The following is a 12,570-nucleotide window of genomic DNA, read 5'->3' on the forward strand; positions in this document are numbered from 1 at the left end:
GGCTATCAGCGGCGCCGCCACGGCCAGTGCCAGTTCTTGAACAGGCCGCGCCGGGTCAAGGGTTCGAAGAGCTGGTCCGGACCTTCGGGATCGAGGATCTCGTTGTCGGCCAGCCATTCTTCGCCGTCGCTCAGTTCGGGAAGCCGATAGGGCGTCAGCGTGCGGCCCGGCTTGCGCAGCGATTCAATGGCGGCGATGAGCGACCCGGTGCGTTGCAGCGCGGCCGCCACCTGTACGGGATCGGCACCGAGATGCTCGGCGATCAGCCCGTTGCGGATGTCGTCTATCGCGGCGCGCTGGTCCGCATCGGTGGCGCCGCCTACCGGCAGCACCACATCGCACTCGGTGTCCAGCCGCATCGACCGATTGTTGAAGTTCGAGGAGCCGACCCGCAGCCAGCGGTCGTCCACGACCAGCACCTTGGCGTGCACATAGATGGGCGCGCCGCCGGCCGTCTGCGGATGATAGAGCCGGAACCGGCCGTGCCGGTCGACGCGGCGCAGGGCCTCGACCAGCTTCGCGCGGGCGCTATCCATGGCCAGGGGTTCGAGCCAGCCCGAGGCGGACTCGGGGTTGATCACGACGATCTCGGGGCCGTTTTCTTCGGTCAGGCGCCGGGCGATGGCGCGGGCGATCTTGCGCGAGGCGAAATACTGGCTTTCGGCGTAGATGAAACGCTTCGCGCCCGCGATCAGGTCCAGGTACATCTGCTCGATTTCATGCACGCCCGGCTCGTCGTTCATGGCGGGGATCGTGCGGGCGATGCTGACGCGCACCTGCTCGAACGTCGGCTCGAGGCCCGCGGGCCAGGGGTCGCCATCGCATTCGACCGGCTCCAGCCGCTGGCCGGTCGCAGTCTGCCAGCGCTGGCGGGCCAGGTCGCCCAAGGCGCGCGCGGCCTCTCCATCCAGGGCGCTGGTGGCATCGTGCCAGGGGCCGTACGGCTTGCCGCCGGGCCGCGTGCGCGCGGGTTCATGGTCGGCGTGGGCGCGCGTGTCCCAGCGTTCGGCGGTGATGTCGATGCCGCCGCAGAATGCCAGCCTGTCGTCGATGACCACGATCTTCTGGTGGTGTGACGCCGCGACCGGGTGGGCACCGTCCAGCTTCAGCGTGATGCGCCGATGCGTCATCCAGCGCAGGATGGTAAGCCACGTGCTGCCGCGGAAGAAAGACTTGATGGCGCCGGTATCCCAGCGCAGCACGCGGATCTCCAGCTGGGGTGTGCGATCGGCCAGCCACGGTATGAAGCTGGCCAGCACCTCGGGGCCCGGGTCATCGCCGCGTCGAAGCTCGATGCGCGAATCGAAATCCCAGCCGATCAGCAGAATGCTCTTGCGCGCATTCAGCATGGCCTTGCGCACCGACTTGAAGTAGTCGTCCGCATCGACGATGAGGGAGAAGCGCTGCGCCGTGGCGGTGCGCCAGCAGTTGCGGCCTTCGTGGCCGGGCGTATCGTCTTGTTGTTTTGTCGGCGTGTGGCCCATGGTGGGAATCCGTATATTCCGTTCGTTTGGATTTTTCTTCGGGAAGCCGCTGTGGGCAACCACCGCTTCGGCATCGTGCCGAAGATGTTCTCCCGGATTTCCGCCAACTGCCCGGTCAGCTGACCAGGAACAGCTCAGGATAAGCGAATGAAGTGTCATATGCGTGAAGCGCGCCGCGGCGCCCGATCGCCCACGGCGGGGCTGGGGCTGGGACCGGTTAAAATCCGCTATTTCCCGGACCCGCCGCGCGGCGGATCGCTTTTGCGGTCGCTCTTGTCGCACGGCTCTCGTCTACGGCCCACGCGATCCCGCCAGCGTGCATACGCGCGGATCGGGCACCTTCCGCCGCGTCACGTCGGGCCGGTGGTGCATTGATATTTATAGGATTTCCATGGCTCTGCAATGCGGCATCGTCGGCCTGCCCAACGTCGGTAAATCGACCCTCTTCAACGCGCTGACCAAGGCCGGCATCGCGGCCGAGAACTATCCCTTCTGCACGATCGAGCCCAACGTGGGCGTGGTCGAAGTGCCGGATCCGCGCCTGCAGAAGCTGGCCGACATCGTCAACCCCGAACGCATCCTGCCCGCCACGGTCGAGTTCGTCGACATCGCCGGCCTGGTGGCCGGCGCCAGCCAGGGCGAAGGCCTGGGCAACCAGTTCCTGTCCCACATCCGCGAGACCGACGCCATCGTCAACGTGGTGCGCTGCTTCGAGGATCCCAACGTGATCCACGTGGCCGGCAAGGTCGACCCTATCGCCGACATCGAAGTCATCGAGACCGAACTGGCCCTGGCCGACCTGCAGACCGCCGAGAAGGCCCTGCAGCGCCACACCAAGACCGCCCGTTCGGGCGACAAGGAAGCGCAACGCATCGTGGCCGCGCTGGAGAAGTGCATCGCCGTGCTGAACCAGGCCAAGCCGGTGCGTTCGGTGGACCTGACCGACGAAGAGCGCGCGCTGATTGCCCCGCTGTGCTTCATCACCGCCAAGCCGGCCATGTATGTGGGTAATGTCAGTGACGATGGGTTTACCAATAACCCGCTGCTGGATCGCCTGACCGAGTTTGCGAAGGCCCGTAATGCCCCCGTGGTGGCCATCTGCGCGTCGATCGAATCCGAGATCGCGGACCTGCCCGAGGAAGATCGGCAGGCGTTCCTGGCCGATATGGGCATGGAAGAGCCGGGGCTGAATCGCTTGATTCGCGCGGCGTTCAAGCTGCTGGGCTTGCAGACCTACTTCACCGCGGGGGTGAAGGAAGTGCGGGCGTGGACGGTGAAGATCGGCGCGACGGCGCCGCAGGCTGCGGGCGTGATTCATACGGATTTCGAGCGCGGGTTCATTCGCGCGCAGACGATTTCGTATGAGGATTACGTGGCCTATAAAGGCGAGCAAGGGGCGAAGGAAGCCGGGAAGATGCGGGCGGAAGGGAAGGAATATGTGGTGCAGGATGGGGATGTGATGAATTTCCTGTTCAACGTCTGACGTTCTTGTCTACGACTGTCAATGGCAAATATCGGCAGACCGCTGGTAGAAATCATGCAAAGCATCGACATCGGCCCCGAGGAGGTGTTGGACTTCACGGACCTGGATTCGCTGTTCGAAGGATTTATCACCCGTAATCGCTGTTAGGCAGTTTGGTAGCTGAGCGGACATATGGACTCTACCGACGTGGACGCCTCCGAGTCGGCCCCGTCTGTCGGCAATCTGGTGCGCCAATGGCGCCAGCGCCGCCGGCTCAGTCAGTTGGAGCTGGCACTGCGTGCCGGACTCTCGACACGGCACCTGAGCTTCATCGAAACGGGCCGCTCGCGTCCCAGTCCCGAAATGCTGATCGCGTTGTCCGAGCAGCTGGACGTGCCGCTGCGGGAACGCAACACGATGCTGCTAGCCGCGGGGTATGCGCCTCGCTACGCCCAGCGCAGCCTGAATGAACCTGACATGCGGCCGGTACATGAGGCGTTGAAGCGGTTGCTGGATGCGCATCAGCCTTACCCTGGCCTGGTGCTGGACAGGCACTGGAACGTGGTCCTCGCCAATGCCGCGGCGATGGGCTTGGCGAGCCTGGTGCCGGAATTCCTGCGTACCCCTGCGCTGAACATCTATCGCGCGTCGCTGCATCCAGAGGGCCTCGCGCGCTACACCCGTAATCTTCAGGAGTGGGCCGCACACCTGCTGGCCAATCTACGCCGCTCGATCGACAGCAGCGGCGATCCGATGCTTGTCGCGCTGGAAGCCGAGGTCCTGGCCTATCCGGGGATGCGCGAGGCGTCGCGTCGTGTGCCGGACGCGCATGGGCTGCTCGTGCCATGCATGCTCGACCTGCCGATGGCCACCATGTCGTTGTTCACCACGTTGACCAGCTTCGGGACGCCGCAGGATGTGACCCTGCAGGAACTGTGTGTGGAGTTGTTCTATCCCTGCGACGCGGACAGTGAACGCGCCCTGCGTTCGCTGGCTTCATTACCTGAGAGGTAATCGACGGGCGTTACGGTATTTCCTAAAGTGAGTTCCGACCGAGGAGATGCTCGGGAACTCAAGGGATACTTGTCATGACCGCCTACGCCATCGGATTGCTCGACGATCTGGATTTTGGATCGGACATCGTCACCTATCTGGAACGCATCGACGCCACCCTGGAGCCCTACGGAGGAGCTTTCCTCGTGCATGGAACGCGCCCCGAGGTGAAAGAGGGCGTGTTCCCTGGCGATTGCGTCGTGATCGGTTTCCCGTCCATCGAGCATGCGCGCGGCTGGTACGACTCCGAGGCGTATGCCAAGCTGATTCCCCTGCGTGCGCGGCACTCCAGATCCACGGTGCTCCTGCTGGATGGAGTGAAATACCTGGATTATCGGGCCGCCTTCCTGCTCGAAAAGCTGGGAGCGAGCGGCGCTTGATGAGATTGGCGCGGCGCCCGCGTGCTTGAGCGCGGTGGGCAAAGGGATGCCTGCAATCCGTCCCATAAAGACGGGGCGGAACGGGCCCCGAAACCCAGCGTTCAAGGGCCTTTTGTCTGCCGTAGCCGGCCTAGCCTGCCGACCGGCCTGGAAGAACATAAAACGGTCCTTTCCGGGATGCTATATCCGCGCCGCACCAGAACTGGAGCGGCTCATCAGGCCCGCTACCGCAATGGCCAGAGGCGCGAAAGACACCCACAGCACGATATCCCAGCCGTAAGCAGCGAGCAGTCCGCCCGAAGCAAATGATCCGACCGCCATCGTTCCAAAAACGATGAAGTCGTTGAGCGACTGGACGCGTGTCTTCTCTTCGGGACGGTGGCATTCGAGGACAAGCGCGGAGGCACCCACGAAGCCGAAGTTCCATCCCAGGCCAAGTAGAACCAGCGTAATCCAGAAATGTGCCACGTCTATGCCTGTCAATCCGACAGCGGCCGAAAGCGCGGTCAGCGCCAATCCGGCTGCCACGACGCGTCCTGCGCCAAAGCGCGTAATCAGCCTTCCGGTGAAGAAGCTGGGCGCATACATGGCGATGACATGCCACTGAAGACCCAAGTTCGCATCCTCTTGCGAGTGGCCGCATATATGCATGGCAAGGGGTGCGGCCGTCATCAGGAAGTTCATCAGCATGTATGAGACGGCACCGCACAGCACCGCAGAGATGAACTTCGGTTGCTTGGCGATATCCCGAAGCGAACGTCCGCCCTGTGCCGGGGTGGGGGCTGGCAGCGGCAGTCGTACGCCGAGAAGCACCACGGCGGAAATGGCCGCGACGATGGCCTGCACGATGAATGTCGCGGCGAACATGTGCGACGGCCATAGGTACATGGTGTAGGTGACCAGCTGAGGCCCGACCACGCCAGCCAGCACGCCGCCGCCCATGACGAACGACAGCGCACGAGCCCGCCGCTCCGGCGCCACGCCGTCCGCCGCGGCGAAACGGAAGGAAAGCACCACTGCCGCATAGGCGCCGCCAAAGAATGTGGCCAGGCAAAACAGCCAGAAGGAACTGAAGACCACTGCGGCGGCTGCCAGGAGGCCGACCAGCACGCCACAGGCAGTGCCGGCAAGGAAAGCGGCCCGGCGGCCATGTAGACGCGCAATTACACCGGCAGGAAGAATGCACGCGGCCATGCCCACCACGAAGACAGAAATGGGCAGCGTTGCCAGCGTTTTGTCAGGCGCAAGCATATTGCCGACGATGGCTCCCGTCGCAAAAACGACCACGGAGTTTGCGCCTGCGAGCGCTTGCGCAATGGTCAGTCGCGCGATGTTCTGGCGTTGCTGCTGCAGTGGAAGCAATGCGTCATGCAGCTGTTCTGACGCGGCCGGGGCGTTAGGCAAAGAAGGTCTCCTCGTTTTTGATGGTTTGCTCCCGCAATGTTGACACACCGAGGGCCAGAAAAGTGAGCCGGGGCTTGGACCGGTCGGTAGGGCATAGAGGTAGAAACTGGCGATCGTGAGCTTCAGTTCGTGCCGGCCAGCGTCTCATGGCACTTAGTTTCACCTGCCTGGGTCGCTACAATCCGTCCTATAAGGGAGGGCGGAACGTGGAAAAGAGTCTGGTTAATGTCGACGGTGCAGCGCAGGCGCTAAGGCAGTTTGCCGAAGAGCGGGACTGGCAACAGTTTCACTCCCCCAAGAACCTGGTCATGGCCCTCTCGGGTGAAGTCGGCGAGCTGACCGAGATTTTCCAGTGGATGACCGAGGCGGATTCGCACAATGCCGCTTCGGCGCCCAAGACCGCCGCGGCGGTCCGCGACGAGATCGCCGACGTTGCCCTGTACCTGATCCGGCTGGCTGACGTGCTGCAAGTCGATCTGAATGAGGCGATCGCCAGCAAGCTGGCCTCCAACGCCGCCAAGTATCCCGTCGAGGCATCGCGCGGAGTCAGCACCAAGTACGACCAGCTGCCGAAGTCATGATCGTCTACCACGCCGACAAGAAAGAGTTCCTGCTCGACTACGACGATCGCGACATTGAAAACGTCAGTCCTGCAGGGTACCAGGCGGCGACCAGCCGCAAGCTCGCCCAGGCGGAGATAAGATCGTGGTGGAGTCGCTGGGCTACATTGCCCGGGTATTGCGCGATCCCGTCAATGCAGATGATGTCGGCGTGGCGGTCGAGTTCATCCTGCCGCAGACGGCCAAGCGCATCGATGTGATTCAGGCGGGCCATGCGGATGATGGGTCACGCCGATTGGTCATGGTGGACCTGGCCGCCCTGACATTTATCGACTGTGCCGAGAACATCGTCGTGCTCGGCCCGCGCCTGCTCGTCATCCGGATCAGTGGCGAAAGCTACCGGCTCAAGGACAAGCGCAAGGCCGGCAACAGCCCGTCTCGGGCTAGGGCTGCTGCCCAATAACGCTTCAATCCCAGGGGTCAATTTTTACTTCGGCGCGAGCGCCGACAAAGGGGTCAGTTTTCAGTCGGCGCTGACTATCACAGCACCGACGCAACGGATTCTATCAATGTCCGCAGCCATTGCTGCGCCGGATGGCCATCGCTTCGACGATGCCAGATCAGATGGAAAACGATCTCTGGCAAGGCAACCGGCGGCGGGAAATACGCGAGCTTTCGTCCAGCCGGTGAATTCAGTGCAACACGCTTCATGACGGTTGCTGTCATGCAAGTGCGTGCGACGACCGCTGGTAGGGCGAACATTTGAGGAAGTGTCAGCGCGAGCGTGCGCTGACGGCCCTGCTGCGCTAATGCCTGATCCACGAGACCATGTCGCTGCCCCTCCGGCGACGCGAGCGCATGGGGAAGCGATAGATAGGTCTTCATGTTCATGCCGCGTCGTGCGGCGGGATGCTTGCTCGCGATGATGGTGACGAATTCGTCGCGCAGGACCGGGCGCGTCAGGATGCGCCCTTCGGGATGTGTCGGCGGCACGCCAATGGCCGCGTCGATCACTCCGGCATCGAGCAGGTCCACCGCATGGTCGCGGTCGCTGAAGGCATGCACATTGATCGAGATGCCGGGTGCCTGTTCCGCGAGCGCTTCCAGCAACGCAGGCAACAACACGAATGCCGGATAGTCAGACAGCCCCAAGTTGACCGTCAACTTCGCTTCACTCGGCACGAAATCCGGCTTCCTGACCAGAGTGGCTTCAAGCTGCCGCAGTGCTTGTGAAATGGGTTCGGCCAGCTCCCGCGCGCGCGGCGTCGGCAGCAGGCCATCGGCGCTACGCAAAAACAAGGGATCACCAAGAAGCTTGCGCAGCCTTGACAGTGCAGCGCTCATGGCTGGTTGACTCACGCCGACCTGGGTAGCGGCCCGCGTCACATTGCGCTCGTTCATCAGCGCGTCGAAAGCTGCGAGTAGATTCAGATCAATGCCGTGGAAATCCATAAATCAAATAATCATTCATATCGTGTATTTGTTGGACGGATTCTATGGCGAGGCGGACACTTTCGTCACTTCCCACCGCTTGCAGGCAACTGCAACCCAACGAAAGCCGATCATGAACACACTCCGCTCCGAGCTAACCGATCGTCTGCGCATCGAGCGCCTGGCCATAGAAACGCTGTATCGCGCCTTCAGTGAGAAGAATCCCGATCTCGTCGATACCGTGCTGGCGCCGCAGTGGGACGACATTCCGCTGGCGCCGGGTCAAGGCCCCGGACCGGAAGGCATCAAGCCGATCATCCGCGGCTTCGGCGAGGCTTTTCCCGATGTGCATATCACCATCCACGACATGATCCAGGTGCCCGGCAAGATCGGTGTGCGTGCCGAGATCACCGGTACACATCAGGGCGACTTTTTCGGCATCGCGCCTACCGGCAAGAAGGTCGGCTTTCGGCTGCATGAATTCCATACGTTGAGCGGTGGCCGCGTCACCACGACATGGCACTTGGAGGACTGGTTCCGCCTGTTCCTTCAGCTCGGCCAGTTCCCGGCTCAATCCTGACCATCTCGAAGGCGAGGTTCATCATGAAAGCGGCACTCATCAAGACTTTCGGCGGCCTGGACGTCGTCTGCATCGGCGAAGCGCATGCGCGTGATCCGCAACCGGACGAGGTTGCGGTTCGCGTCGAGGCGGCAGGCATCAATCCGCTGGACGTGAAAATCATTGCAGGCTACCTGCAACAGGTTTTCCCGGTCGATTTTCCCTACGTGCCCGGCACCGACTTCAGCGGCGTGGTCGAAGTCGTCGGCGCACAGGTTGCTCATCTGCAACCGGGCGACCGCGTATTCGGTCGCAGTGCGCCCAATTCCGGCGGTGCATTCGCGCAGCGCGTCGTAATCGCGGCAGCCGATCTGTGTGTCGTTCCGGCGGCCATGAGTTTCGAGCAGGCGGCCGCCCTGCCGACCGCGTTCGGCACGGCCCGTCAGTCACTCTTCGATATCGGCCGTTTGCAGCGTGGACAGCGCGTGCTGATCCATGCCGCAGCGGGCGGTGTGGGCAGCATGGCAGTTCAGCAGGCACATCTGGCCGGCGCATACGTGATCGGCACGGCATCGGGTGCAAATGCCGATCTCGTGAAAAGCCTGGGTGCGGACGAAGTGATCGACTACCGGACGCAAGACTTCTCATCATTGCGCGACATCGATCTGGTGCTCGACTCTTTGGGCGGCCAGACGCTGGATAAGTCATGGTCTGTGCTGCGTCCGGGTGGGCGTATCGCGAGCTTGGTTGCATTCGACATCCAGGGCAGAAGCGGGATGGTTGGCGAATCCGTGTTTTTCGTGAGCGCCACGCCCTGTCTTCCGGAGGCGGTCAAGCAGTTTCAGGCCGGGCAACTCCAGATCGTCACCGATTCGATCTTCCCGCTGGAAGAAGCCCGGGCTGCGCTGGAAAAAGTGGCCACAGGCCACGCGCACGGCAAAGTCGTGATCCGCACGGGCAGCTGAAGCGGGGGTCGCTCCATGACACACGAAACTTTTAACAAGTGGTGCCCGCGGTATTGGCAAGGACATTGCGCTGCGGCTCGCGGCCGCGAACATGTCTCCAATGGAATGTCTGAGCCAGCCGACGGGCATTGCAACGCGGTTTCCTTCCTGGTCGGGAAACACGGCGGATGGGTCAACTCACAGGTTGTCCGGGTGAATGGCGGCTTCGCCTGACTCTTGCAACCTTGCGCAAGGGCGACCAACGCATAACTCCCGGCTGGCGCGCGCCTGCAACTCGTCGAACACTTACTGGTGTGATCATGCGTCCTTTTTCGCAAGCGATTCGGTAAAGGCCAATACCACGTCCAGAAACTTCTGACGATCCGCCGTGGGTTGCAAATGGACGTAATGCGAGGCGCCAGCGATCTGGACGACTTCCACCGACGCGGCTTCGGTCAGGTGCGACTTCAGTGTCGCTACATCGGCCGGCCGCGACCAGAAGTCGCGCTCCGAACGCAGTATCAAGACGTGCGAGCGGATGAAGGACGCGTCGAAGAGTTGCCGCCCGTTCACAAGCTTGAGCGTATCAGCCGTAGGACCTGACGGGAACCGGAAGCTTGGCGGCTCGCGTGTATTGGCGGAGGCATCGCCTTCCATCGACAATTGTGCGTAGCGGGCCAGGAACGCCGTATTGATTCCCTCGCTGCGCCAGCGTCCTACCAGGCTCTCAGCCGTTGCGAAACGGTAGGCGCCATATCGCGAGCGATCCAAGTCCGTGGGCGACCGCGGGTCCCCGAACTCTTGTTGAAGCGGCCAGCCGCCGGCGGGGCCGCCATAGGCCGCGTTGTAGTAGATCAAGTGGGAGATGTCGTCCGGATACAGCGAGGCATAGTGGCCCAGCCACTGGGAACCTGTCGCCCAGCCTATGGCTGCCAGTCGATGATCGCCAGGGTGGCGGCGGCGGATTTCCCGCACCACCGCCGCGATATCGCGCACGGCTTCGTTCGATCTGACGGCGACCCGGCCGTTGCGCGCATCGGTCCTATCCTGCATCTCGGCGGGAAATTCCGAGCGTCCAAAACCTCGGACGTCCATCAGATATACCCGGTGCCCGGCCTTGGCTATCTCTTGTGCTGTCGACGTGCCGGGAGCATCCACATCCCAGCTGGCGAGCACACCCGAGCGGCCGCCGTTGACCATCAGCATGGGGCCGCGATCAGATGTTGCCGCGGTGTCCCGCAATTCGCGAACGAATATCCTCAGGCCATCCTCGGTGATGACGGTCCAGTCTTGGCGAAGGGTTTCCGCCATGCTGGGAAATGCCAGCAAAAGACCGATGCATGCCGCGCCTAGTACCTGTCTCATGTGCTGTCCTTTCAACATGAACAATGGGAGATTGAGCTTATGGCCGGATTGTGATGTCATCAATGTCATTGAAAGGCATCGATCGATTCATGAAGAGGCATTGATGGAGTTCAGTCAGCTGCACCATTTTCTGGCGGTCGCTCGGACACTGCACTTCGGCAAGGCGGCCGAAGAGTTGGGCATGACCCAGCCGTATCTCAGCCGGGCGATCGCACGGCTGGAAGCAGAACTGGGCACACCACTGTTTCTTCGTACCAGCCGCAAGGTACAGCTCACCCCCGCAGGAGAAGTGTTTCGCCTCGAAGCGCTGGAGCTAGTGCAAGGAGAGCAGCGAGCCAAGCGGCTTGCTCATGCCGCGTCGGCTCAAGCTAAGCAAGTGTTGCGCATCGCGTTTGTGTCTGCCGCGCTGTATTACTTGCTGCCGGCCATGCTGCGCGAATTGCGCGCCAAGCATCCTGACGTGAACGTGGAGTTGAGAGAAGCATCGACGCAAGAGCAGCTGGTCCTGCTTTCTGCCGGCGATATTGACATCGGGTTGGGTCATCCGCCGGTCGACCGACCCGGCCGCATCGTCAATGAAGTCCTGTGCAATGACCACTTCGATGCGCTGTTGCCATCCGGTCACGCTCTGGCCCGCGAACCCTCGGTGTCCTTTTCCCAATTGGCCGCGCATCCCTTCGTGCTGTTTCCCGAAGAACAGGGGCCGGCGCTATACGCGGCCATCAGGGACCAATGCCGGTTGGCGGGGTACCCGCTGAACGTCAGCCAGACCGCAACACGACTGCACAGCCAGTGCTCGCTCGTCGCTGCCGGCCTGGGTGTAGGGCTCGCGCCCGTACAGTCGCGCAGCCTGCAGGTGGAAGGCACGATACGCGCGCCCATCAGGCCCTACCCGGCCGCTTTGAAGCTTTCCTTGGCCGTCTTTTGCGACGGGCGCAGACGTTCCATCCTTCATGAGGAATGTCTTGCCATACTGAGACGGCTGTCGCGCGGGCTTGCGAGTATTGGCGCCACGTGAGGGTGGCGCTTTCACTCGACCCCTTTCCCCGCCTTCGCCACCTCATGCCGAGGCTGGTCCCACCCCGATTCCGGAATCACCTGGCCCGCCGGATCGCGCACCTCCTCCATCCGCTTGCACAGCAAAGCGGCCGCATCCTCCACATCTCCAATATGAATGCCCCGCGTCATGGTGATATGCGCGCATTCGTAGCTGCCTCCTCCAGCCAGCAGGATCATGCGGGTGGGCGCATCCTCTCCCACCAGCGCGATCACCCCGGGGCTTACCCGCTCGGGGGTCAGCAGTTCGTTCGCATCGGCGGCCAGCAGCCCTTCGGTCATGTCGGTCAGGGCGCTGGGCGCCAGGCAATTGACGCGGACGTTGCGGCTGGCGCCTTCCATCGCCAGCGTCTGCATCAGCCCGACCAGTGCCATCTTGGCGGCGCTGTAGTTGGACTGTCCGAAGTTGCCGTACAGGCCGGACGACGACGTGGTCAGCACGATGCGGCCGTAATGCTGTTCGCGCATCCGCGACCAGACCGCGCGCGTCGCGTTCACGGCTCCCATCACGTGCACGTCCAGCACCCGCTGGAAGTCTTCCAGCGGCATCTTGGCAAAGCTGCGGTCGCGCAGGATGCCGGCGTTGTTCACCAGAATGTCGACGCGTCCGAACGCCGACACCGCCAGCTCGGCCAGTTCTTCCATGTCCGCGGCACGAGTCACGTCGCCGGCACGCGCGACGGCCTTGCCGCCCGCCTGCGTAATCTCGCGGGCAACCTGTTCGGCCTTGTCGTCCACGTCGTTGAGCACCACCCGCGCCCCATGGCGGGCCAGCGCCAGGGCATGGGCGCGGCCCAGGCCCTGGCCGGCGCCGGTCACGATGGCGGTTCGTTCGTGCAGCTGCAGTGTCATGTCCATGGTGGTCTCCGGCC

Annotated in this window: 13 protein-coding genes; 8 read left to right on the forward strand and 5 right to left on the reverse strand. The window is 62.7% G+C overall.

Annotated elements, in window-relative coordinates; genetic code table 11:
- Positions 1-5 precede the first annotated feature (5 nt).
- Positions 6-1,484 carry a phospholipase D-like domain-containing protein gene (locus tag CAL15_RS04540; RefSeq protein WP_086077488.1) on the reverse strand — a complete coding sequence of 493 codons (1,479 nt, stop codon included), beginning with the start codon at positions 1,482-1,484 and terminating at the stop codon, positions 6-8.
- A gap of 391 nt (positions 1,485-1,875) precedes the next feature.
- Between CAL15_RS04540 and ychF the strand changes: the two genes are divergently transcribed.
- The 3 genes from ychF (at position 1,876) to CAL15_RS04555 (ending at position 4,379) form a co-directional block, all read left to right on the forward strand.
- Positions 1,876-2,967, forward strand: coding sequence for a redox-regulated ATPase YchF (ychF, locus tag CAL15_RS04545; RefSeq protein WP_086077489.1), 1,092 nt, complete (start codon positions 1,876-1,878; stop codon positions 2,965-2,967).
- Positions 2,968-3,138: 171 nt separating this feature from the next.
- Positions 3,139-3,960 carry a helix-turn-helix domain-containing protein gene (locus CAL15_RS04550; protein WP_086077490.1) on the forward strand — a complete coding sequence of 274 codons (822 nt, stop codon included), beginning with the start codon at positions 3,139-3,141 and terminating at the stop codon, positions 3,958-3,960.
- A 74-nt stretch (positions 3,961-4,034) separates the two neighbouring features.
- On the forward strand, positions 4,035-4,379 hold the full coding sequence (locus tag CAL15_RS04555) for a DUF1330 domain-containing protein (RefSeq protein ID WP_086077491.1): 345 nt from the start codon (positions 4,035-4,037) through the stop codon (positions 4,377-4,379).
- 180 nt (positions 4,380-4,559) lie between these two features.
- Here CAL15_RS04555 and CAL15_RS04560 read toward each other — a convergent pair whose 3' ends face one another.
- The gene (locus tag CAL15_RS04560; RefSeq protein ID WP_086077492.1) at positions 4,560-5,783 is read right to left on the reverse strand and encodes an MFS transporter; all 1,224 of its coding nucleotides are present in this window, start codon (positions 5,781-5,783) and stop codon (positions 4,560-4,562) included.
- A gap of 206 nt (positions 5,784-5,989) precedes the next feature.
- Here CAL15_RS04560 and CAL15_RS04565 point away from each other — a divergent pair, with 206 nt between their 5' ends.
- Positions 5,990-6,364, forward strand: a complete 375-nt coding sequence (locus CAL15_RS04565; RefSeq protein WP_086080926.1) for a nucleotide pyrophosphohydrolase — start codon at positions 5,990-5,992, stop codon at positions 6,362-6,364.
- A gap of 124 nt (positions 6,365-6,488) precedes the next feature.
- Positions 6,489-6,806 (forward strand): hypothetical protein, encoded by a 318-nt coding sequence (locus tag CAL15_RS24750; RefSeq protein ID WP_269768312.1) that lies wholly within the window; start codon positions 6,489-6,491, stop codon positions 6,804-6,806.
- 77 nt (positions 6,807-6,883) lie between these two features.
- Here CAL15_RS24750 and CAL15_RS04575 read toward each other — a convergent pair whose 3' ends face one another.
- Positions 6,884-7,795 carry a LysR family transcriptional regulator gene (locus CAL15_RS04575; RefSeq protein WP_086077493.1) on the reverse strand — a complete coding sequence of 304 codons (912 nt, stop codon included), beginning with the start codon at positions 7,793-7,795 and terminating at the stop codon, positions 6,884-6,886.
- 112 nt (positions 7,796-7,907) lie between these two features.
- On the opposite strand from CAL15_RS04575, the gene CAL15_RS04580 reads away from it, so the two are divergent.
- Together CAL15_RS04580 and CAL15_RS04585 are read left to right on the forward strand one after the other, a co-directional pair.
- Entirely contained in the window at positions 7,908-8,354 is a 447-nt protein-coding gene (locus tag CAL15_RS04580; RefSeq protein ID WP_086077494.1) for an ester cyclase, read from the forward strand.
- Between the two features lie 23 nt (positions 8,355-8,377).
- A complete protein-coding gene (locus tag CAL15_RS04585; protein WP_086077495.1) occupies positions 8,378-9,298 on the forward strand; it encodes an NADP-dependent oxidoreductase in 921 nt (306 codons plus the stop codon).
- A gap of 297 nt (positions 9,299-9,595) precedes the next feature.
- Here CAL15_RS04585 and CAL15_RS04590 read toward each other — a convergent pair whose 3' ends face one another.
- Positions 9,596-10,642: an alpha/beta hydrolase gene (locus CAL15_RS04590; protein WP_086077496.1), complete on the reverse strand. Its 1,047-nt coding sequence runs from the start codon at positions 10,640-10,642 to the stop codon at positions 9,596-9,598.
- A 16-nt stretch (positions 10,643-10,658) separates the two neighbouring features.
- On the opposite strand from CAL15_RS04590, the gene CAL15_RS24330 reads away from it, so the two are divergent.
- Positions 10,659-11,660 (forward strand): LysR family transcriptional regulator, encoded by a 1,002-nt coding sequence (locus tag CAL15_RS24330; RefSeq protein ID WP_198299148.1) that lies wholly within the window; start codon positions 10,659-10,661, stop codon positions 11,658-11,660.
- Positions 11,661-11,671: 11 nt separating this feature from the next.
- On the opposite strand, the gene CAL15_RS04605 is transcribed toward CAL15_RS24330, so the two are convergent.
- Positions 11,672-12,550: an SDR family NAD(P)-dependent oxidoreductase gene (locus tag CAL15_RS04605; protein WP_086080927.1), complete on the reverse strand. Its 879-nt coding sequence runs from the start codon at positions 12,548-12,550 to the stop codon at positions 11,672-11,674.
- Positions 12,551-12,570: the final 20 nt, after the last annotated feature.

It is taken from the genome of Bordetella genomosp. 13, assembly GCF_002119665.1.
In the GTDB taxonomy this organism is placed as follows: Bacteria; Pseudomonadota; Gammaproteobacteria; order Burkholderiales; family Burkholderiaceae_B; genus Bordetella.